Origin of the sequence: Streptomyces uncialis, assembly GCF_001905345.1 — a bacterium.
In the GTDB taxonomy this organism is placed as follows: Bacteria; Actinomycetota; Actinomycetes; order Streptomycetales; family Streptomycetaceae; genus Streptomyces; species Streptomyces uncialis.
Genome location: NZ_LFBV01000013.1, coordinates 1 through 18878 on the forward strand (window position 1 = coordinate 1; position 18878 = coordinate 18878).

Here is an 18878-nt window from a genome sequence, read left to right on the forward strand (position 1 = left end):
CCAGCCGGTCACACGATCACTGATCGCCTACGACCACTGATCATTCGGAATGACTCGTCTAGGGTTCCCCGCCTTGACGCACCTCTACCTGTGCGGGCCTGACGTGAGGCATCGGCCGACGAACGGTTGGACGCGAACCCTGCCGGTCCCCTCAGCCGCCTGCCGGCGAGGCAGAACTGGACGGGTGGAGTTCGGCGTGCCGGATCACGGGGACCGACAGGCCGAGCGCTGCGGCCAGCAGGCAGATCGCGCCACATCCGATGAAGAACATGTCCGCTCCCCACAGGGCCACCGTGATGCCGACGGCCGGGAAGAGCACGGGAGCGAGGCCCAGCGTGCACAGAGTGGTGACCGAGACGACCCGTCCGAGGTAGCGGGGGTCTGTCTCCGTCTGAATCAGGGCACCAGTGAGGGTGGTCGTGAACCCGCTGGTCAGTCCGATCAAGGAACCGAACATGACGGCGATGGGCAGTGAGGCCGCGTGCCCCAAGGCGACCGCTCCCGCAGCGGTGGCGAGCAACGCGCCGCACATCACCAGCCCGGCGCGCGGTATCCGGGTCGAGACGGTGAGCAGCAACGCTGAGGCCGCGGCTCCGACGCTGAACGCGCTCGCGATCCATCCCATGCCCGAGGCGCCCCAGCCGCGTTCTTCGGCCAGGAGCACCAGGCCGGTGGCGACGGGACCGCTGAAGCACATCTCGCTCAGCCCGATCACGGTGACCAGCGGGGCGAGCATCCGGTGCCGACGGACGTATCGCAGACCGTCACCCAGTTCACGCCAGGCGGAGGCGCGCTGGGGTACCTCCGCGGAAGGAGTGATCCGCACGGTGAGCAGAGTGACGAGCGAGAGAGCGAAGAGGACTCCAGCGGCTGTGAAAGCGCCGGCCGCGCCGCCGATCACCAGTACGGTTCCCGCCAGGAGTGGTCCGACGGCGTTGCTCAGCCGGATGGATAATCCGCGCATCCCCTGGACCCGGGCGAGCTGGTCAGGTGCCGTGATACGCGGCGGGAGCGCGCCCACCGCCGGCATGAATACCGCGTCGACCACTCCGAAGATCAACGCGACCGTGACCAGGAGCCACACGCTCGGGGACGCCAGCATGACTGCCACGGCGGCGGCGAGGACGACCGCGCAGCGGACCGCGTCGCTGACGACAGCGACCCGGCGTGGCCCGAACCGGTCGGCCACCAGATGTTGTGGACATCCCGAACCTCGACCTGAGCCTAGCGTTCGAGACCCCTGCTTCGGGGCGACCTCGCGGCCGCGGGTGCGGCAGGTGCTTCCCGCGGGCGCTTCACAGGTGGGGCAGCCGGACTGTTCGACGATGGCGGCCGGTTCGGCGAGCTCCGGCACGGCCGGACTGATTCCTTTCCACTTGACGCATGCCGATATCGGCATACGATTGCCCCATGGCACGAGCAGCGACGACGTCGGACGTCTTCAACGCGATCGCCGAGCCGCAGCGCCGGGAGATCCTGGTACTGCTGCGGGCGGGTGAGCGGTCGGTGACCGAGTTGGCCCAGGAGCTGGGGATCACCCAGCCGGGGGCGTCCAAACACCTGCGGGTGCTCCGGGAGGTCGGGCTGGTGCACGACCGCAAGGCAGGCAAGCAGCGCCTGTACGGCCTTGACGCCGACGGGCTGCGGCCCGTCCATGAGTGGACCGGCGGTTTCGAGCAGTTCTGGAACGAGAGCTTCGACCGACTGGACGCCTACGTGCAGGACCTGAAGCAGACAAGGAATGCGGAGTAGCTGATGAGCACGAAAGAACAAGGAACGCCGGCGCGGTCGGCGACAGCCGACCGCGAGATCGTCGTCTCCCGGATCATCGACGCCCCACGGGAGCTGGTGTTCGAGGCGTTCACCGAGGTGCAGCACCTGTCGCGGTGGTGGGGACCGGAAGGGTTCACCACCACCACGCGGGCGTTCGAGTTCCGCGTCGGCGGAGAGTGGGACTTCGTGATGCACGGACCGGACGGGACGGACTACAGCGAGTGGATCACCTGGACCGAGCTCGCCCCGCCGGAACGGATCGCGATGCTCCACGGTGAGTCCCGCGACGACCCGAACGCCTTCGAGTCGGTCCTGACGTTCACGCCCGACGGTGCGGCGACCCGGATCGAGATGCACGCGGTGTTCCCCACCAAGGAGCAGCGCGACGAGGCGGTCGAGAAGTACCACGCGATCGAGAGCGGCCGGCAGACCCTGAGCAACCTGGCCGCGTACGTCACCGAGATCGTTCGGAAGGGGGTTGAGGGCTGATGGCCGGGAAGGTGTTCTTCAGCGTGTCGATGTCGCTGGACGGTTTCATCGCGCCCGAGTCCTCCGAGGAATTGATGGGGCAGCAGTGGGTGGAGCTCCAGCGGTGGATCTTCCCGCTGCGGTTCTTCCGGGAGAACCTGAAGCTGGGCGAGGGCGGCAAGGAGGGGCGTGACAACGACATCGTGCGGGAGACGTTCGAGCGCACCGGCGCGAGCGTGATGGGCAAGCGCATGTTCGATGCCGGCGAGCGGATGTGGCCGGAGGAGGCGCCGTTCCACACGCCGGTCTTCGTCGTGACGCACGAGAAGCGTGACCCCTGGGAGCGGCCCGGCGGGACCACCTTCCACTTCGTCAACGACGGCATCGAGTCCGCCCTCGACCAGGCCCGCGAGGCCGCCGGCGACCGGGACGTCCGCATCTCGGGCGGCGGCGCAACGATCCTGGAGTACGTGAACGCCGGCCTGATCGACGAGTTCTCGATCGCGCTCTCACCCGTGCTGTTCGGCTCCGGAATCCGCCTGTTCGAGGGCGTGGACGCCGGGCGCGTGGCCCTGGAACAGGTCCGCGCGGAGCCCTCCCTGAGGGTGACGCACCTGACCTACACCGTCCGGAAGCGGTAACTGTCCCGACGGCAGCAACCCCAGGGGCGCGGGGAACTGCGCACCCCCGTCCGACCCGCGCAGGAACAAGTACACCCAGCACAGCAACCCCAGGGGCGCGGGGAACTGCGCACCCCCGTCCGGCGCCCGCAGGGACAAGTGCGCTCAGGTGGGGGAACCCAGGGGCGCGGGCCGAGGGCGGCCCGTCACCGCGGGGACGGCGCCGTGAGGTCCGGCCACGCGACCGTACGTGCGCACCAGCGTTCCAGCAGCACCCGGTCGTGCCCGACGGCAAGCAGCGCCGCCCCGCTCCGCGCCCGGTACTCCTCGACCACCCCGACGAGCGCCGCGGTCGTCGACGCGTCGAGCATCGCCGTCATCTCGTCGCAGATGAGCAACCGCGGCCGCAGCACCAGCGCCCGCGCGACACAGGCCCGCTGCAACTGCCCGTCGCTCACCTCATGGGGCCGCCGTCCCAGCAGGTCACCGCCGAGCCCGACGGCCTGGGCCAGTTCCTCGGTCCGGGACCGCGCCTCGGCGCCGCGGCCGGTCGCCCGCAGGGGTTCCGCGATGATGTCGGCGATCCGCAGCCGGGGGTCGGCGGACAATCGGGGCTGCTGGAAGACCACACCGATCGCGGTGCGCTGGGCCCGCGGCGCGTGGTGACGCCAGCCCGCGACGGGCACCCCGTCGAGGATCACCTCGCCCGCGTAGGGCCGGTGCAGCAGCGCGGCGACCCGCGCGAGGGTCGACTTGCCGCAGCCGCTGGGACCGAGCAGGCCGACGGAGCCGCCCGCCTCGATGGTGAGACCCATCCCCCGGACGACGGGCGCACGGCGGTCGTATCCGGCGGTGACGGAACGGAGTTCAAGCACCGCTGACCTCCCGGGCGGTGGCCTGCCGGGGCAGGGGATGATGACAGGCGACCCCGTCGAACACGGGCAGCGTCCCGCAGAGCCCGGTGGCCCGGTCGCAGCGTTCGGCGAAGGCGCAGCCCCCGGGCAGCGCGGACAGCTCCGGCGGCATCCCGGGGATGGCGGTGAAGGCCCGTTCGGGCAGGGCGTTCAGCAGCCCGTGGGCGTAGGGGTGGCGGGGCCCGCGCGCGCCGAAGAAGCCGGGCGCGTCCTGGATCTCCACGATCCGGCCCGCGTACATCACGGCGACCCGGTCGGCGACGCGTTCCGCGGCGGCGAGGTCATGGGTGATGAGGAGCAGGGCGCGGTCCTCGCCGGTGTGGCGGCGCAGTTCGTCGACGGTGCGGTCGACCAGCGGGCGGTCGAGGCCGGTGGTGGGTTCGTCGGCGAGCAGCAGCGGGGCGTTCCCGACGAGCGCGAGGGCGGTGGCGGCGCGCTGGGCGAGGCCGCCGGAGAGTTCATGGGGGTAGCGGTCGAGGTGGTCGGCGGGGAACGCGGCGCGTTCGGCGGCGTCCTCGGCGGCGGCGCGCAGCTCGGGCCGCCGGGTGGCGGTGACCTCGCGGAGGGTCTCCTCCAGCTGGGAGCGGACCGTGCGGACGGGGGTGAGGTGGGCGGCGGGGCTCTGCGGGACGAGGGCGACGCGGCGGCCCCGTACGCTCCGGGCCAGGGTTGCCTCGTCGGCGGTGAGCAGGTCGGTGCCGTCGGCGAGGACGGCGGAGCCCGCGGTCTGGGCGTTGGCGGGGAGCAGTCCGAGCAGCGCGGAGGCGAGGACGGACTTGCCGCAGCCGCTCTCCCCGACGAGGGCGAGGCATTCACCGCGCGCGAGGTCGAATCCGGCGTCGGTGACGGCGCTGACGTAGGTGGTGCCCCGCATCCGGAACCGGACGGACAGCCCCCGGACGGACAGCACGGGTGACTCGGCGCCGGGTGCCGTGCCGGGCACCGGACCGCGCGGCCCGTCGGCTGCCGTACGAGGAGCCTGCGAGCGGGCGGCTTCCGTGCCGGGGGCGGCCGGGCGGTCCGGTGCGCCGCGCGTTGCGCTGCTCACAGCATCAGCTCCGATCGGCGTCGTGGGTTGAGGCGTTCGCGCCAGGCTCCGGCGAGTCCGGCGACGGCGAGCGTCGGGACGATGATGAAGAGCCCGGGGAAGAGGGTGGGCCACCAGTCGCCCGCGAGGAGGGAGCCGCGGGCGCTCTGCACCAGGGTGCCGAGGCTGGCCTGGTGGGTGGGCAGGCCGAGGCCGAGGAAGGACAGCGCGGACTCGTGCCAGATGGCGTGCGGCACCATCAGCACGGCGGCGAGTCCGGCCTGCGGCAGGACGCCGGGGACCAGGTGGCGTACGGCGACCCGGCGGCGTGAGGCGCCGCCGGATATCGCGGCGTCGATATAGGGGCGGGAGCGCAGCGACAGCACTTCGGCGCGGACGATCCGGGCGGTGGACAGCCAGTGGGTGAGGGCGACGGAGAAGACGACGGGCCAGACCCCGGGGCGGAACATCGCGACGATGAAGATGCCGAGCAGCAGATGCGGGACGGACGCGAAGGCGTCGACGAGGCGCATGACGAGCCGGTCGACCCAGCCGCCGAACACGGCGGCGGCGGTGCCCACGGCGGTGCCGATGACGGTGGCGACGACCGCGGCGACCAGGCCGACGAGCAGGGAGACCCGCAGTCCGTAGACGCAGCGCAGCAGCAGGTCGCGCCCGACGTCGTCGGTGCCGAAGGGGTGCTCCCAGGACGGGGGCTGGAGTTTCGCCGCGAGGTTCACGGCCTGTTCGTCGAGCTGGACGAGCGGCGGGACGAGGAGGACCGCGAGCACGACGACGGCGACGACGACGGCGGAGGACCGTATGCGCCAGGTGCGGGTGGAGCGGCGGGTGCCGCCGCGGGAGGTCCAGAGGGTGGTGTCAGCCATCGAAGCCCACTCTCGGGTCGGCGAGTCCGTACAGCAGGTCGGCGAGCAGGTTGCCGAGCAGGACGGCGGCGGTGGCGAGGACGGTGAGCGCGGCGAGCAGCGGGAAGTCGACGGAGGTGGCGGCCTCGACGGTGGCGGCGGCGATGCCGGGCCAGCTGAAGACGGTCTCCACGAGGAGGGCGCCGGTGATGAGTTCGGGGACGCGGGAGCCGACGAGGGTCAGCACGGGCAGCATCCCGGAGCGCAGGGCGTGGCCGACGAGGACGGTCCGGGGGGCGAGGCCGCGGGCGCGGGCGCCGCGTACGGGGTCCTCGTCGAGGGCGTCGCCGACGCCCTGGCGTACGTAGAGCGCGAACCAGGGCAGCTGGGAGATCCCGAGGACGGCGGCGGGCAGGATCAGATGGCTCGCGACCTGTCCGGCGGTGATGACGCTGCTGCCGGTGTCGGTGAGTCCGCCGGCCGGGAGCACCCCGAGTTTGAGGGCGAACAGCCAGACGGCGAGCAGGCCGAGCCAGAACGGCGGGGCGGCTTCCAGGGTGTACGCGAGGGAGGTGACCGCGCGGTCGACGATCCCGCCGCGGCGGCGGGCGGCGAGGACGCCGAGGAGGGTGCCGAGCAGGATCGCCAGGGCGAACGCGGTGGTGGCGAGGAGGACGGACCAGCCGATGCGTTCGGTGATGACGTCGGCGACGGGCTGGCGCATCACGGAGGAGTCCCCGAGATCACCGCCGACGGCGGCGGTGAGCCAGTCCCACCAGCGGGCGGTGAAGGGGCGGTCGGCGCCGAGGTTGGCGCGGAGCTGGTCGAGGTTCTCCTGCGAGGCGGTGAGTCCGGCGGTGCCCGCGTACGCCTTGACCGGGTCGAAGGGGGAGGCGGCGGCGATCGCGAAGACGCCGAAGGTCACCGCGAGCAGGATGGGCACGGCGAACAGCGCCCGGCGTCCGGCGAGCCGGGCCATGGGTCCCCAGGGCAGCCCCCGTCCGGTGCGGGGGCCGCCGGCGGCGGCTCGCCTCACTTGGCGGGCTGCCAGTCCTCGACGTTCCACCAGGGCCCGGAGGCGAGGCCGTGGTCGTGCGGCTCGACCTGGGTGGTGAGGGTGCCGTAGCGGTCGTCGACGACGTACAGGTGGTCGATGTGGGTGAGGAAGGTGTAGCCGGGGTTCTTCACCAGTTCGCGCTGGACGGTGTCGTAGGCGGCGGCGCGTTCGGCCTTGTCGCCGCTGCGCCGGGCGTCGTCGAGGGCCTTGTCGACGGCCGGGTTGTCGTACCAGGCCATGTTGTTGAAGCCGTCGCCCGCGAGGTCGGACTTCAGCAGGGTGTACTGGTCGAAGTCGGGGTCGGCCGGGGAGCCGCCGCCCGCGAGGACGGCGTCCTTGGGCATCCGGGGCTCGATGACCTCCCAGGTGCCGGCCTGGACCTTGATCTCGACGCCGGCCTTCTTGGCGTCGGAGGCGTAGGCGAGGGCGTGGTCCTGGCGGAGCTTGTCGCCGGAGACGTACCAGAGCGGGAAGGAGGCGCGGACGCCGTCCTTCTCACGGACGCCGTCGGAGCCGGGCTTCCATCCGGCGTCGTCGAGGATCTTCTTCGCCCGGTCGAGGTCGTGGGTGCGCTCGGTGCCCTCGGTGAACCACTCGCTGTCGGTGGGGACGGGGCCGTACGCCTCCTTGCCCGCGCCGTTGAGGATCGAGTCGACCATGGCGCCCCGGTCGACGGCGATGTCGAGGGCGCGGCGTACGGCGGTGTCCCCGGCGACCTTGTTGCCGGTGGGGAGGGTGACGACGCGGTAGTCGAAGGTCTTGGCCGCGTGGGTCTTGCGGTCCTTGTCCTTGGCGAAGGTCTCCGCGAGGTTCGGCGGGAGGATCGCGCCGTCGAGGTCACCGGAGCGCAGCCGGGTGGCGCGTACGTCGTCGTCCTTGATGACGGCCATGGTGAAGTTCTTGACCTTCGGGGCGTCGCCCCAGTGGCCGGGGTTCGCCTCGAAGACGAGCTTCTCGCCCTTGGACCAGCTGACCAGCTTGTAGGGGCCGGTACCGATGGGCTTGGTGGTGAAGGCGCCGGTGTTGACGTCCTGGCCGCCCGCGACGTGCTCGGGGGCGATGGGCAGGACGGTCCGCTCGGCGAAGGGCGCGTAGGGGTACTTGAGGCGGAACACCACGGAGTGGTCGCCCTCGGCGGTGACGGTCTTCAGGGCGTCGAGTTCGCCCTTGGACGCGTTGTTCGTCTTCGCGTCGAGGATGGTGCGGTAGGTGAAGACGACGTCCTTGGCGGTGAACGGCTTGCCGTCGCTGAACTTCACACCCTCACGGAGGGTGTACGTGTAGGTGAGGCCGTCGTCGCCGACCTTCGGGAGTTCGGCGGCGAGCGCGGGGCGCAGGTTCATCTGCGCGTCGTGCGTCAGCAGTCCGTCGAAGATCTTGGAGTTGCCGTCCTTGCCGAAGCCGAGCAAGGGGCTCAGGCTCTCGGGTTCGTAGCCGATGCCGACGACCGCGGAGTCCGCGTTCCCGCTGTCGCCGCCGCCGGGTGCCGAACAGGCCGTCGCGGCCACCGCTATCGCGGCGACGACCGCCACGGTGCCCGTACCACGTATCGATCGGGCCCTCATGCCGCTCCACCCCTAAAGGTTCTCTGAGTCGTTGAAGATCAGAAGTTGTTGCCACTCGTTCGCAGTTGTGCATTATGCACCAGGTAATGGGCGTGTCAGGAGTGGGTCCCGTACGACGGGCTGCCCTCCGGGGCGGGCGGAGGGCCGTGGCGGGCCGGTGCGCCGGGAAGGTTCCCGCTGGTGACGGCGGGCGTGTGGGGGAACTCACAGCCGGTGGACCGGGTGGGGCGCGGGCACGGAAGAGGCCGGTCGCGGCCGTGGGGTCGGCCGTCCGGGTCGGCCGTCCGGGTCGGCCGTCCGGGTCAGTCGTCCGGGTCAGTCGTCGGGGTCGGTGTCGGCGCGGGGGCGGGTGGGCCTGGCGCGTACGTGCATCCGCTCGCCCTGCGGTCCGAACAGGCTCAGGAACTCCACCGGGCCCTCGCCCGTGGAGCCGAACCAGTGCGGCAGCCGGGTGTCGAACTCGGCGGCCTCCCCGGCGGTGAGCACCACATCGTGCTCACCGAGCACCAGCCGCAGCCGCCCGGACAGCACGTACAGCCATTCGTAGCCCTCGTGGGTGCGCGGCTCGGGGTCCGGGGAGCGGGCCGGTTCGACGACCTTGTACGCCTGGAGGCCGCCGGGCTGACGGGTCAGCGGGAACATGGTGCGGCCGCCGCGGTGGATGGGCTTGGCCCGGATGCGGGGGTCGCCGACGGGCGGGGCGCCGACGAGTTCGTCCAGCGGGACCTGGTGCGCGCGGGCGATGGGCAGCAGCAGTTCCAGGCTGGGCTTGCGCTGCCCGGACTCCAGCCGGGACAGGGTGCTCACGCTGATGCCCGTCGCGGCGGACAGTTCCGCGAGGGTCGATCCGCGTTCCTTGCGCAGGGTGCGCAGCCGGGGGCCGACCCCCGCCAGTACGTCGCCGGTACGGTCCTCGTCCTGGGCGGGCTCGGGGCGCTGGTCATCGGTCACGGGTTCAGTGCAGTTTCGGCAAGGAGATTTGTCAAATGACGCGGTGCCCGGCCCGCCGGGGAGCGGACCGGGAGACGCGGGGGCCGCGGGTCCGCGCGGCCGGTGGGGAGGGCCGCACGGGTTCGTGCGCGCCGGGGTGTCACCGGCGCGCGGCATCGACCGTCAGGGCTTGTAGGTCTGGTCCAGCAGATAGAGCGTGGAGCCGACCTCGGTCATCACGCTCTCGGCGGTCGAGGTGTCCTGACAGGCGACATTGAGATCGGTCTCGAAGCGGCTGATCTCCTGTTGCGCGGGCGCCTCGGCGCCGTCGCCCCGTTCGTCGGTGAGGACCTCGGCGGCCATCACCCAGCGCTCCTCGGGGGTCATCTGCTGGCGGAACTGGTCGCAGGTGGTGTCCGCGGTGGCCCGCTTCCAGGTCTGCTCGTACCTGCCGTCCGGACCGGGCACGGGAAGCGACGCCTTGGTGGTGCCGGCCGGCGCCGAGCTCCCGGCCTGGGCGGCGGTGCTGGATCCGCTCTCGACGGTCCCCCCGCCTTCGGTGCCACAGGCGACGAGTGCCGCCGACAGAGTGGCGATGGTGAGAAGAGCGGACCTGGTGCGCATGACGGTGCCCCCACGATAACGGTGCTGTGGAAGGACATTCTTGAGGGGAATGGACCGCGCGGCACTAGAGCCCAACGCTTCGTGTCCTACCCGTGACGCACCGCCGATGTGGTCTGGACCAGCAGTTTTGTCCTCGGAAGGGGTTTCCGGCGCCTCTTCGGGAACCCCCGGCGGACCGACCTGCGACGCAGCGCGGCCACCCTGACGAACCGTCACGGCGGTCCGCTCCGGACGGCACCCCGCGCACCCCCGCCGCCACGGGGGTCCCGGCCCCCTCCGGACCGGGGAGGCCGGGCCGCCGAAGGGCAGGGAGGCCGGGGCCGCCGAAGGGCGGGGCGGGCGGGCTCAGACCTCGTCGCGGACCAGTGCGAGCAGTCGGTCCAGGACCCGGTCGCCCCCGGCCCGCACCCCGTCGTGCTCGAACTCGTCGGTCACCCAGGTGCGCAGCCCCCGTACGGTCCCCGCCGTGGCGAGGGAGTGCGCGGTGTCCACGTACATGTCGTCGTGGTAGACGGCCGCGGCGACCGGCACCTCGTTGCGGGCGAGGCTGTCGGCGTCGTACAGCGGGGCCCAGTCGGTACGGGCGGCCAGCAGGTCGGCGGCCTCGCGCAGCGGGCGCAGCGCGGGGTCCGCGTCGAACATCCACGGGTGCACCGTCTCGCCGGTGAACAGCAGCGGGCCGTCGCCGGTCAGGGCGCGCTCCGCGTCGAAGGCCGGGAACTCGGCACGGACCCGCTCGGCCGACCACGCGGTCGGGCGGTGGTCCTGGGCGTAGATGGACTCGTGCACGAGCGCGTACAGGGGGTGCCCGGCGTGCGACAGGAGTCCGTGGACCTCCGCGAGGAAGGCGTCCGCGAGCGCGGGGCCCGACGGGGTGCGGACGAAGGCGTCCTCCAGCAGATAGTGCAGCCGGTGGCTGCCGTCCCCGCCGCCGAGGAGGATGCCGAGCGACTGGAACGCCTCCACGGTGAGGCGGTAGCCGCCGTCCGTGACGACCTCGTGCTCGCGCAGATGCGCGGCGATCCGCCAGGCCCGCTCGACGTCCATCGGGTAGCGGGCGTAGTGCGCGGCGACCTTGCGCGCGATACGGGGGTACGCCGCCCGGTACACGTCGTCGGCGTGACCGTCGAGCGACGGCAGACCGCCGGTGATCAGGGCGGCGGCCAGCCCCTCGGGCGCGGACGACAGATAGCGGGTGGCGCAGAAGCCGCCGAAGCTCTGGCCCAGGACGGTCCAGGGGGCGCCGCCGGTGAGGGCCGGGCGGATGGCCTCGCAGTCGCGGACGATCGAGTCCGAGCGCAGCAGCGCCAGATGGTCGGCCTGTTCGCGGGGGCCGCCCCGCAGGGGCAGCGTCTGCCGGGTCGCCGGGGTGGAGCGGCCCGTACCGCGCTGGTCGAGCAGCAGGACCCGGAACTCCTTCAGCGCCCGGGGCAGCCACGCGCCGCTGCCCGCGAAGCGGTTGGCGCCGAAGCCGGGGCCGCCCTGGAGGTAGACCAGCCACGGCAGTTGCTCCGGGTCCTTGCCCGGCGCCACGGCCTCCCGGGCGAAGAGTTCGATCTGCTCACCGGAGGGGGCGTCGTGGTCCAGCGGGACCGAGAAGTGGTGGTCCGTGAAAACGACGCCCGGCTGGCGGTAGGAAAGCGGCACGGGGTCCTCCTGCGGTGATCGGTATGGGGGCTTGTGCGCCCAGTTGACCACAGGGGCCGGTACGTCCCGCCGCCCGGGGCGCACCGGGGGTCCGGGGCCGCCGGGCGGCCTTTCGTCCGGATCCCGCCGGGGCTCGCGCGTCCCGGTTCCCGTGTTCCGCCCGGTCCGGACGGGACGCCGCTACACCGGCCTCCGGGTGGAGTCGCGGACCACCAGTTCCGGCGGGAGCACCACCCGGCGGTGCCGGTGGGACGCCGAGGAGTCCGTCTCCTCCAGCAGCAGTCCCGCGGCGAGCGCGCCCATCTCGGCGGCGGGCTGGCGTACCGAGGTGAGGGGGACGGCCGCGGCCGACGCGAACTCGATGTCGTCGTAGCCGACGATCGCCAGTTCGCCAGGGACCCGGGTGCCCGCCGCGAACACCGCCTGGAGGACCCCGAGGGCCAGCAGGTCGTTGGCGCAGAACACCGCCGTGGGCCGCTCCGCGAGAGCCAGCAGCCGGGCTCCGGCGTCCCGGCCCGCCGCCACGTCCAGCCGCTGGGTGGGCAGTTCCCGCAGCGCGTCCGGGGACAGACCGGCCTCGGTGAGCGCCAGCCGGGCGCCCTCCCGGCGGTCGCGGACCTGGTGCAGTTCCTGCGGACCGCTGACGTACGCGATGTGCCGGTGCCCGGTCCCGGTCAGATGGCGTACGGCGAGCGCCGCCCCGGCCACATGGTCCACGGACACCGAGCACTCCGTGGTGCCCTCGGAGACCCGGTCGACCAGGACGAACGGGATGCCGTGGCGCCGGAACGCCGCGATGTTGGCGCCGGTGGCGTCCGCCGGGGTCAGCAGCACCCCGCGCACCCGCTGCTCCGCGAACAGCCCCAGGTACTCGGCCTCCTCGGCGGCGCTCTGCGCGCTGTCGCAGACCATCACCCCGAGCCCGGCGGCCCGCGCCGCGCGTTCGGCGCCCCGCGCCACGTCCACGAAGAACGGGTTGCCCAGGTCCAGGACCAGCAGCGCCATCATCCGGCTGCGGCCGGCCCGCAGCTGGCGGGCGGACTCGCTGCGGACGAAACCGAGCTCCTCGATGACGGACCGGACCCGGTTCCTGGTCTCCTCGGAGACCAGGTCGGGACGGTTGATCACATTCGACACGGTCCCCACGGACACTCCGGCCGCTCTGGCCACGTCCTTGATGCCGACCATGGATGCCCGGTGCTCCCGTCCTGCCGCACGGCGGCCCGTGTCGGGCCCGAGCGTGTCAGGTTATGCCGCCGCGGGGCCCCGGTCCGGACGGCCGGTGCGGCCCGGGGCCGGGGCTCTCCCCCGGCGGGGCGGGTCGGCGTAGGGTGCGGACCGTCCGGTGATCGCCGAAGGAGGAACCCGCGATGCGTGTCGCCCTGTTCCTGACCTGCGTCAACGACACGCTCTACCCGGGCACCGGGCGGGCCGTGGTGAAACTGCTGGCCGGGCTGGGGGTGGACGTGGACTTCCCCCTGGGGCAGACCTGCTGCGGGCAGCCCCAGTACAACACCGGGTACCGGCGCGGGACCGAGCCGATCGCCCGGCGGCTCGCGGAGGTGTTCCGCGACCACGACGCGGTCGTCACCCCGTCCGGGTCCTGCGCGGCGATGGTGCGGGAGATGTATCCGCGGCTGGGTGAGCGGGCCCGCGCGGAGGGCCGGGGCGACGCTCTCGCGACGGCCCTGGCACCGCTCGCGGACAAGACGTACGAGCTGACGGAGTTCCTGGTCGACGTACTGGGGGTGACGGACGTGGGTGCCTGGTACCCGCACACCGTGACGTACCACCCGACGTGTCACGGGCTGCGTTCGCTGCGGCTCGGGGACCGGCCGCTGCGGCTGCTGCGCGCGGTCCGGGGGCTGGAGCTGGTGGAGCTGCCGGGCGCCGAGGAGTGCTGCGGGTTCGGCGGCACGTTCGCGGTGAAGAATCCCGGGGTGTCGGTGGCCATGGGCACCGACAAGGTACGCAGCGCGGAGGGCACCGGCGCCGAGGTGCTGTGCGCCGCCGACAACTCGTGTCTGCTGCATCTCGGCGGGCTGCTCGGCAGACAGGGGTCACGGATGCGGCCGGTCCATATCGCGGAGATCCTGGCGAGCACCCGGGAAGGGGTACGGCGATGAGCGCCACCCCCCTCGGGATGCCCGCGTTCCCGGACGCCGCGCGGGACGCCCTGCGGGACACGACCCTGCGCGGCAATCTCCGGCACGCCACCCACACCATCCGCGACAAGCGCGCCCGCGCCGTCGCGGAACTCTCCGACTGGGCGCGGCTGCGGGAGGCGGGGAAGCAGATCAAGGACCACACCCTGCGCCATCTCGACCACTATCTGCTCCGGCTGGAGGAGTCGGTGACGGCGGCGGGCGGGACCGTGCACTGGGCCGCCGACGCCGCCGAGGCCAACCGGATCGTCACCGAGCTGGTGAAGGCGACCGGTGAACGCGAGGTCGTGAAGGTCAAGTCGATGGCGACCCAGGAGATCGGGCTGAACGAGGCGCTGGCGGCCGAGGGCATCCGCGCCTACGAGACGGATCTGGCCGAGCTGATCGTGCAGCTCGCCGACGACCGGCCCTCGCACATCCTCGTCCCCGCGATCCATCTCAACCGGGCGGAGATCCGGGACGTCCTCGCGTCCGCGATGGGCGACTGGGGGCGTCCCGCGCCGGACGGGCTGACGGACGCGCCCGCCGAGCTGGCGGAGGCGGCCCGGCTGCATCTGCGGGAGAAGTTCCTGCGGGCGAAGGTGGGGGTGTCCGGGGCGAACTTCATGGTCGCGGAGACGGGAACCATGGTCGTCGTGGAGTCGGAGGGCAACGGCCGGATGTGTCTGACCCTGCCCGAGACGCTGATCTCGGTGGTCGGCATCGAGAAGGTGGTACCGGCCTGGCGGGACCTGGAAGTGTTCCTCCAGACCCTGCCCCGCTCGTCGACTGCCGAGCGGATGAACCCGTACACCTCGATGTGGACCGGGGTGACGGACACCGACGGGCCGTCCGCGTTCCATCTGGTGCTGCTCGACAACGGCCGCACCGACACCCTCGCCGACGAGGTGGGCCGTCAGGCGCTGCGCTGCATCCGCTGTTCGGCCTGCCTCAACGTCTGCCCGGTGTACGAACGGGCGGGCGGTCACGCCTACGGGTCGGTGTACCCGGGTCCGATCGGCGCGATCCTCAGCCCGCAGCTGCGGGGCACCGGGAGCGCCGTGGACGCGTCGCTGCCGTACGCCTCGTCGCTGTGCGGGGCCTGCTACGACGTGTGTCCCGTCGCGATCGACATCCCGGAGGTACTGGTACGGCTGCGTGAACGCGTGGTCGAGGGCGGTCCGGCGGTGCGCCGGGGCACCCGGGTCGTGCTGCGGCCCGCGCGGGGGCACGCGGCGCAGCGGGCCGCGATGCGCGCGGCGGGCTGGGTGTTCACCCGTCCCGCGGCGCTGGCCGCCGGTCAGCGGCTGCTCTCCCGGACCCGGCGGCTGCATCCGCGCAGGCTGCCGGGTCCGGGCCGGGCGTGGAGCGCGGACCGTGATCTGCCGGAGGTCCCCGAGGAGTCGTTCCGCGACTGGTGGCGGCGTACCTCGGGCGGCCGCGACAGCGCGGGCGGAAGCGGGCGGGAGGAGCGGTCGTGAACGGCAGGGAGGTCGTCCTCGGCCGGGTCCGGCGGGCGCTCGCGGACGGGTCCGGCGCCTCCCCCGGGCCGGACGGCCCTGTCGCCTACGACGGGGTACGGGACTATCTGCGCGTCCATGGCGAGCGCACCCCTGAAGAGTCCGTGGACCTGCTCGCCGCGCGTCTGACGGAGTACCGGGCGCTCGTCCACCGGACGGATGACGAGGGGCTGCCGGAACTGCTGATGCGGCTGCTGTCCGAACAGGGCCCCGACGAGATGCTGGTGCCGCCCGCGCTGCCGCCGTACTGGCTGTCGGCGGCCGATCCGGTCCGTGTCCACGACCGGGCGGCTCTCACCGCGCGCAGGCTGGACCGGGTGGGGAGCGTCGTCACGGGCTGCGCGCTGGCGATCGCCGAGACCGGCACGATCGTCCTGGACGGCGGGCCGGAACAGGGCCGCCGCCGGATCACCCTGATCCCCGACCACCACATCTGCGTCGTGCGGGTGCCGGACCAGGTGGTCTGCTCGGTGCCGCAGGCGATCGAGCGGCTGGACCCGCGCCGGCCGCAGACCTGGATCTCGGGTCCGTCGGCGACCAGCGACATCGAACTCGACCGGGTGGAGGGGGTGCACGGTCCGCGCACCCTGGAGGTGGTGCTGCTGAGCGGGGACGGCCACGCGTGTGCGGGTGGTGACGGACCCGGTTAGCGTGGGGGAATGATCCGGTTCGAGCAGGTCGGCAAGCGCTACCCGGACGGGACGACGGCCGTGGACGATCTGTCGTTCGAGGTGCGTGAGGGCGAGCTGGTGACCCTGGTGGGTCCCTCGGGGTGCGGCAAGACGACCACGATGATGATGGTCAACCGGCTCATCGAACCGACCTCCGGCCGCATCCTGATCGACGGCGAGGACATCTCCACCGTCGACCCGGTCAAGCTGCGCCGCCGTATCGGGTACGTCATCCAGCAGGTGGGACTGTTCCCGCACCGGACCGTCCTCGACAACACGGCGACCGTCCCCACCCTGATGGGCTGGAAGAGGACACGGGCCCGGGAGCGGGCCGCCGAACTGCTGGACCTGGTGGGCCTGGACCCCGCGCTGTTCGGCTCCCGCTATCCCGAGCAGCTGTCCGGCGGCCAGCGGCAGCGGGTGGGGGTGGCCCGCGCGCTCGCCGCCGACCCGCCGGTGCTGCTGATGGACGAGCCGTTCGGCGCGGTGGACCCCGTGGTGCGGGAGCAGTTGCAGGACGAGTTCCTGCGGATGCAGGACGCCGTGCGCAAGACGGTGCTGCTGGTCACGCACGACATCGAGGAGGCGGTCCGGCTCGGTGACCGCATCGCGGTGTACGGGCAGGGCCGCATCGAGCAGTTCGACACCCCGGGCGCGGTCCTCGGGACCCCCGCCACCCCGTACGTCGCGGAGTTCGTGGGCGCGGACCGGGGTCTGAAGCGGCTGTCGGTGACGGCGATCGAACCGGACGACCTGGAGCAGCCCGTGGTCGTCCGCACCGGTGAACCGGCCGGGCGGGCCGCCGGGCGGCTGCGCGGCGAGGACGCCCGCTGGGGTGTGGTGCTGGACACGGACGGGGATCTGCACGGCTGGGTCGGCGTGGACGAGCTGGCGCTGGCGGGGCCCGGCGCGACGGTCGGGGACCTGGCGCACCGGATGAACGCGTGGGTGCCGGTGGGTGCCCCGCTGAAGCAGGCGTTCGGGGTGATGCTCCAGCACGACGCGGGCTGGGTGGCGGTGATCGACGGGGCCCGGTTCCTGGGGGTGCTCACCCCGGCGAAGTTGCACGAGGCGTTGCGGCGGTCGGTCGACGCGGACGCGCAAGGGGTCGCGCGGGACGAGGTCTCGTTCGACTCGGTGTCCGACGTCTGAGGGTCACCCTGGCTCGTGCCCGCCCCCAGGCCTTCCCACCTGGACGGGCTTGTTCCGGCGGGGCCGTTCGTGGGTGCGCGGTTCCCCGCGCCCCTGGGGTCGCGACCCTCGTTGTCGCCGCTCGGGTGCGGGTCGCCCGTGGTTGCTCGCGCAGTTCCCCGCGCCCCTGGGGTCGCGCCCCTGGACGTACCTGTCCCCGTGCGGGCCGTTCGTGGGTGCGCGGTTCCCCGCGCTCCTTTCGGGGCGCGTCCGCAGCAGGTCAGAGGAGGCCCTTGTCCTCTAGGTAGGTGCGGGCCACGTCCTGCGGGAGTCTGCGCCAGCTGTCGATCTGCTGGTTGAGGGAGGCCAGATCGGCCGTGGTGAGGACCTTGTTCAGCTTGTCGAGGGCCTTGGTCGGCCCCGCCCCGCCCGCGCGCGAGCGGTTGACGACGGGCACGATGTAGTCGGCGTTCTGGAGGTGCTTGTCGTCGGCGAGGATGACCAGCCCGAACTGGGCGAGCGTCGCGTCGGTCGTGGTGGTGAGGACCATCTGGTCCTGCCCGGACTGCACGGCCTTCTTGGCCTGGGTGGTGCCGACGCCCTTGGGGTCGATACCGGTGATGTCGATCCCGTACACCTTCTTGAGGCCGGGCTCGCAGTACGGCCGCTTCACGCACTCGTCCCCGGCGGCGAGCCGCACCTTCAGCCCCGACCGCCCGAGGTCGCTGAGGGTCTTCAGCCGGTGCTCGCGCGCGTACGACGCGGCCACCGCGAACGCGTTCTGGTCCACGGCGCGGCCCGGATCGAGGACGGTGAGCCCCCGGGGCGTGGCGAGACGGCGCAGATTGTCCATGGTGGTCGTCAGATCGGGGGACCCGGCGGGCGGGGCGTCGGGGCCGTTCGCCTTGGCGTTGAGCCAGTCGGCGAAGGTGGCGGCGTACTCCGGGACGACATCGATCTGTCCGGACTCCAGGGCCGGTTCGTACAGCTCGCGGTTGGCGACGGTGAGCGTCCGGGTGGAGTAGCCCGCGTGCTTGAGCAGCAGGGCGTACATCTGGGCGAGGACGTCGCTCTCGGTGAAGCCCGCCGAGCCGACGACGAGGTTCTTGTTGTCGCCGGGTGAGGCGGCCACCGCGTCCCGGGTCTCCAGGGACGGTCCGCCGGCGCAGCCGCCGGCGGTGAGGCAGAGCAGGGCGAGGACGGCGGCGGGGGCCGCGCGGCGGTTCATCCGCCGCGCCCGGCGCGGGCCCGGTTCGGCGCCAGCCGTTCCACGGCCTCGAAGACGCCTTCCACCAGCAGCGCGAACACGGCGACGAGGACGGCGCCCGCGACGACCTGCGGGGTGCTGGCGAGGTTGAACCCGGCGGTGATGATCCGTCCGAGTCCGCCGCCGCCCGCGAGCGCGGCGATGGTCGCGGTGGCGACGAGCTGGACGGCGGCGATCCGGACCCCGCTGAGCACCATCGGCGAGGCGAGCGGCAGCTCGACCCGCAGCAGGACCTGCCGTCCCGTCATCCCCATGCCGCGGGCGGCCCGCACGACGTCCTGGTCGACGCCGCGCATCCCGACGTAGGCGTTGGTGAGCAGCGGCGGTACCGCGAACAGCACCAGGGCGATCACGGTCGGGCCCTCCCCGTACTCGCCGACCGGGGTGAGCAGCAGCAGGACGAGGACGGCGAAGGTGGGGACGGCCCGGCCGACGTTGGAGATGTTGACGGCGAGCGCGCCGCCCTTGCCGAGATGGCCGAGGACCAGGGCGACGGGCAGGGCGATCAGACAGCTGATGACGAGGCAGACGACGGTCAGCAGGAAGTGCTGGAGCAGCCGGTGCCAGACGCCGTCGTCCCCGGACCAGTGGGCGGGGTCGGCGAGCCACTGCCAGGCGTCGGTGAGGGTGGTCAGGGCCGCCGCCTCCCCTGGT

Annotated in this window: 18 protein-coding genes and 1 pseudogene; 7 read left to right on the forward strand and 12 right to left on the reverse strand. The window is 72.7% G+C overall.

Features of this window, described 5'->3' with window-relative positions:
• Positions 1-151: 151 nt before the first annotated feature.
• Positions 152-1192, reverse strand: a pseudogene (locus tag AB852_RS36305) (MFS transporter); the annotation flags it as partial.
• Positions 1193-1410: 218 nt separating this feature from the next.
• On the opposite strand from AB852_RS36305, the gene AB852_RS36310 reads away from it, so the two are divergent.
• Genes AB852_RS36310 through AB852_RS36320 form a run of 3 tightly spaced genes read left to right on the forward strand, consistent with a single transcriptional unit; the run spans position 1411 to position 2882 of the window.
• Positions 1411-1752 (forward strand): ArsR/SmtB family transcription factor, encoded by a 342-nt coding sequence (locus tag AB852_RS36310; protein WP_073795640.1) that lies wholly within the window; start codon positions 1411-1413, stop codon positions 1750-1752.
• A 3-nt stretch (positions 1753-1755) separates the two neighbouring features.
• Positions 1756-2262 carry an SRPBCC family protein gene (locus AB852_RS36315; RefSeq protein WP_073795642.1) on the forward strand — a complete coding sequence of 169 codons (507 nt, stop codon included), beginning with the start codon at positions 1756-1758 and terminating at the stop codon, positions 2260-2262.
• The gene (locus AB852_RS36320; protein ID WP_073795645.1) at positions 2262-2882 is read left to right on the forward strand and encodes a dihydrofolate reductase family protein; all 621 of its coding nucleotides are present in this window, start codon (positions 2262-2264) and stop codon (positions 2880-2882) included. The genes AB852_RS36315 and AB852_RS36320 overlap by 1 nt, the downstream gene beginning before the upstream one ends.
• Before the next feature lie 185 nt (positions 2883-3067).
• On the opposite strand, the gene AB852_RS36325 is transcribed toward AB852_RS36320, so the two are convergent.
• From AB852_RS36325 to AB852_RS36365, 9 genes are all read right to left on the reverse strand, one after another.
• On the reverse strand, positions 3068-3736 hold the full coding sequence (locus AB852_RS36325) for an ABC transporter ATP-binding protein (RefSeq protein ID WP_073795647.1): 669 nt from the start codon (positions 3734-3736) through the stop codon (positions 3068-3070).
• A complete protein-coding gene (locus AB852_RS36330; RefSeq protein ID WP_425444214.1) occupies positions 3729-4823 on the reverse strand; it encodes an ABC transporter ATP-binding protein in 1095 nt (364 codons plus the stop codon). The genes AB852_RS36325 and AB852_RS36330 overlap by 8 nt, the downstream gene beginning before the upstream one ends.
• Complete coding sequence (locus AB852_RS36335; protein ID WP_073795650.1) at positions 4820-5689, reverse strand: ABC transporter permease; 870 nt, start codon at positions 5687-5689, stop codon at positions 4820-4822. The genes AB852_RS36330 and AB852_RS36335 overlap by 4 nt, the downstream gene beginning before the upstream one ends.
• On the reverse strand, positions 5682-6647 hold the full coding sequence (locus AB852_RS36340; RefSeq protein WP_073795653.1) for an ABC transporter permease: 966 nt from the start codon (positions 6645-6647) through the stop codon (positions 5682-5684). Before AB852_RS36340 ends, AB852_RS36335 begins: the two co-directional genes overlap by 8 nt.
• Before the next feature lie 53 nt (positions 6648-6700).
• A complete protein-coding gene (locus AB852_RS36345) occupies positions 6701-8290 on the reverse strand; it encodes an ABC transporter substrate-binding protein (RefSeq protein WP_073795656.1) in 1590 nt (529 codons plus the stop codon).
• A 315-nt stretch (positions 8291-8605) separates the two neighbouring features.
• A complete protein-coding gene (locus tag AB852_RS36350; protein WP_073795659.1) occupies positions 8606-9241 on the reverse strand; it encodes a helix-turn-helix domain-containing protein in 636 nt (211 codons plus the stop codon).
• Positions 9242-9403: 162 nt separating this feature from the next.
• Positions 9404-9844 (reverse strand): hypothetical protein, encoded by a 441-nt coding sequence (locus AB852_RS36355; RefSeq protein ID WP_073795662.1) that lies wholly within the window; start codon positions 9842-9844, stop codon positions 9404-9406.
• Positions 9845-10189: 345 nt separating this feature from the next.
• Positions 10190-11491 carry an alpha/beta fold hydrolase gene (locus AB852_RS36360; protein WP_073795664.1) on the reverse strand — a complete coding sequence of 434 codons (1302 nt, stop codon included), beginning with the start codon at positions 11489-11491 and terminating at the stop codon, positions 10190-10192.
• 180 nt (positions 11492-11671) lie between these two features.
• Entirely contained in the window at positions 11672-12679 is a 1008-nt protein-coding gene (locus AB852_RS36365; RefSeq protein WP_073795667.1) for a LacI family DNA-binding transcriptional regulator, read from the reverse strand.
• 182 nt (positions 12680-12861) lie between these two features.
• Here AB852_RS36365 and AB852_RS36370 point away from each other — a divergent pair, with 182 nt between their 5' ends.
• Genes AB852_RS36370 through AB852_RS36385 form a run of 4 tightly spaced genes read left to right on the forward strand, consistent with a single transcriptional unit; the run spans position 12862 to position 16978 of the window.
• Positions 12862-13617 carry a (Fe-S)-binding protein gene (locus AB852_RS36370; RefSeq protein ID WP_073795669.1) on the forward strand — a complete coding sequence of 252 codons (756 nt, stop codon included), beginning with the start codon at positions 12862-12864 and terminating at the stop codon, positions 13615-13617.
• On the forward strand, positions 13614-15116 hold the full coding sequence (locus AB852_RS36375) for a lactate utilization protein B (protein ID WP_073795672.1): 1503 nt from the start codon (positions 13614-13616) through the stop codon (positions 15114-15116). The genes AB852_RS36370 and AB852_RS36375 overlap by 4 nt, the downstream gene beginning before the upstream one ends.
• Complete coding sequence (locus AB852_RS36380) at positions 15113-15805, forward strand: LutC/YkgG family protein (RefSeq protein WP_073795903.1); 693 nt, start codon at positions 15113-15115, stop codon at positions 15803-15805. The genes AB852_RS36375 and AB852_RS36380 overlap by 4 nt, the downstream gene beginning before the upstream one ends.
• A gap of 9 nt (positions 15806-15814) precedes the next feature.
• Positions 15815-16978: an ABC transporter ATP-binding protein gene (locus AB852_RS36385; RefSeq protein WP_073795674.1), complete on the forward strand. Its 1164-nt coding sequence runs from the start codon at positions 15815-15817 to the stop codon at positions 16976-16978.
• Between the two features lie 259 nt (positions 16979-17237).
• On the opposite strand, the gene AB852_RS36390 is transcribed toward AB852_RS36385, so the two are convergent.
• Positions 17238-18185 carry an ABC transporter substrate-binding protein gene (locus AB852_RS36390; RefSeq protein WP_073795676.1) on the reverse strand — a complete coding sequence of 316 codons (948 nt, stop codon included), beginning with the start codon at positions 18183-18185 and terminating at the stop codon, positions 17238-17240.
• A complete protein-coding gene (locus AB852_RS36395) occupies positions 18182-18859 on the reverse strand; it encodes an ABC transporter permease (RefSeq protein WP_073795678.1) in 678 nt (225 codons plus the stop codon). The genes AB852_RS36390 and AB852_RS36395 overlap by 4 nt, the downstream gene beginning before the upstream one ends.
• Positions 18860-18878 lie beyond the last annotated feature (19 nt).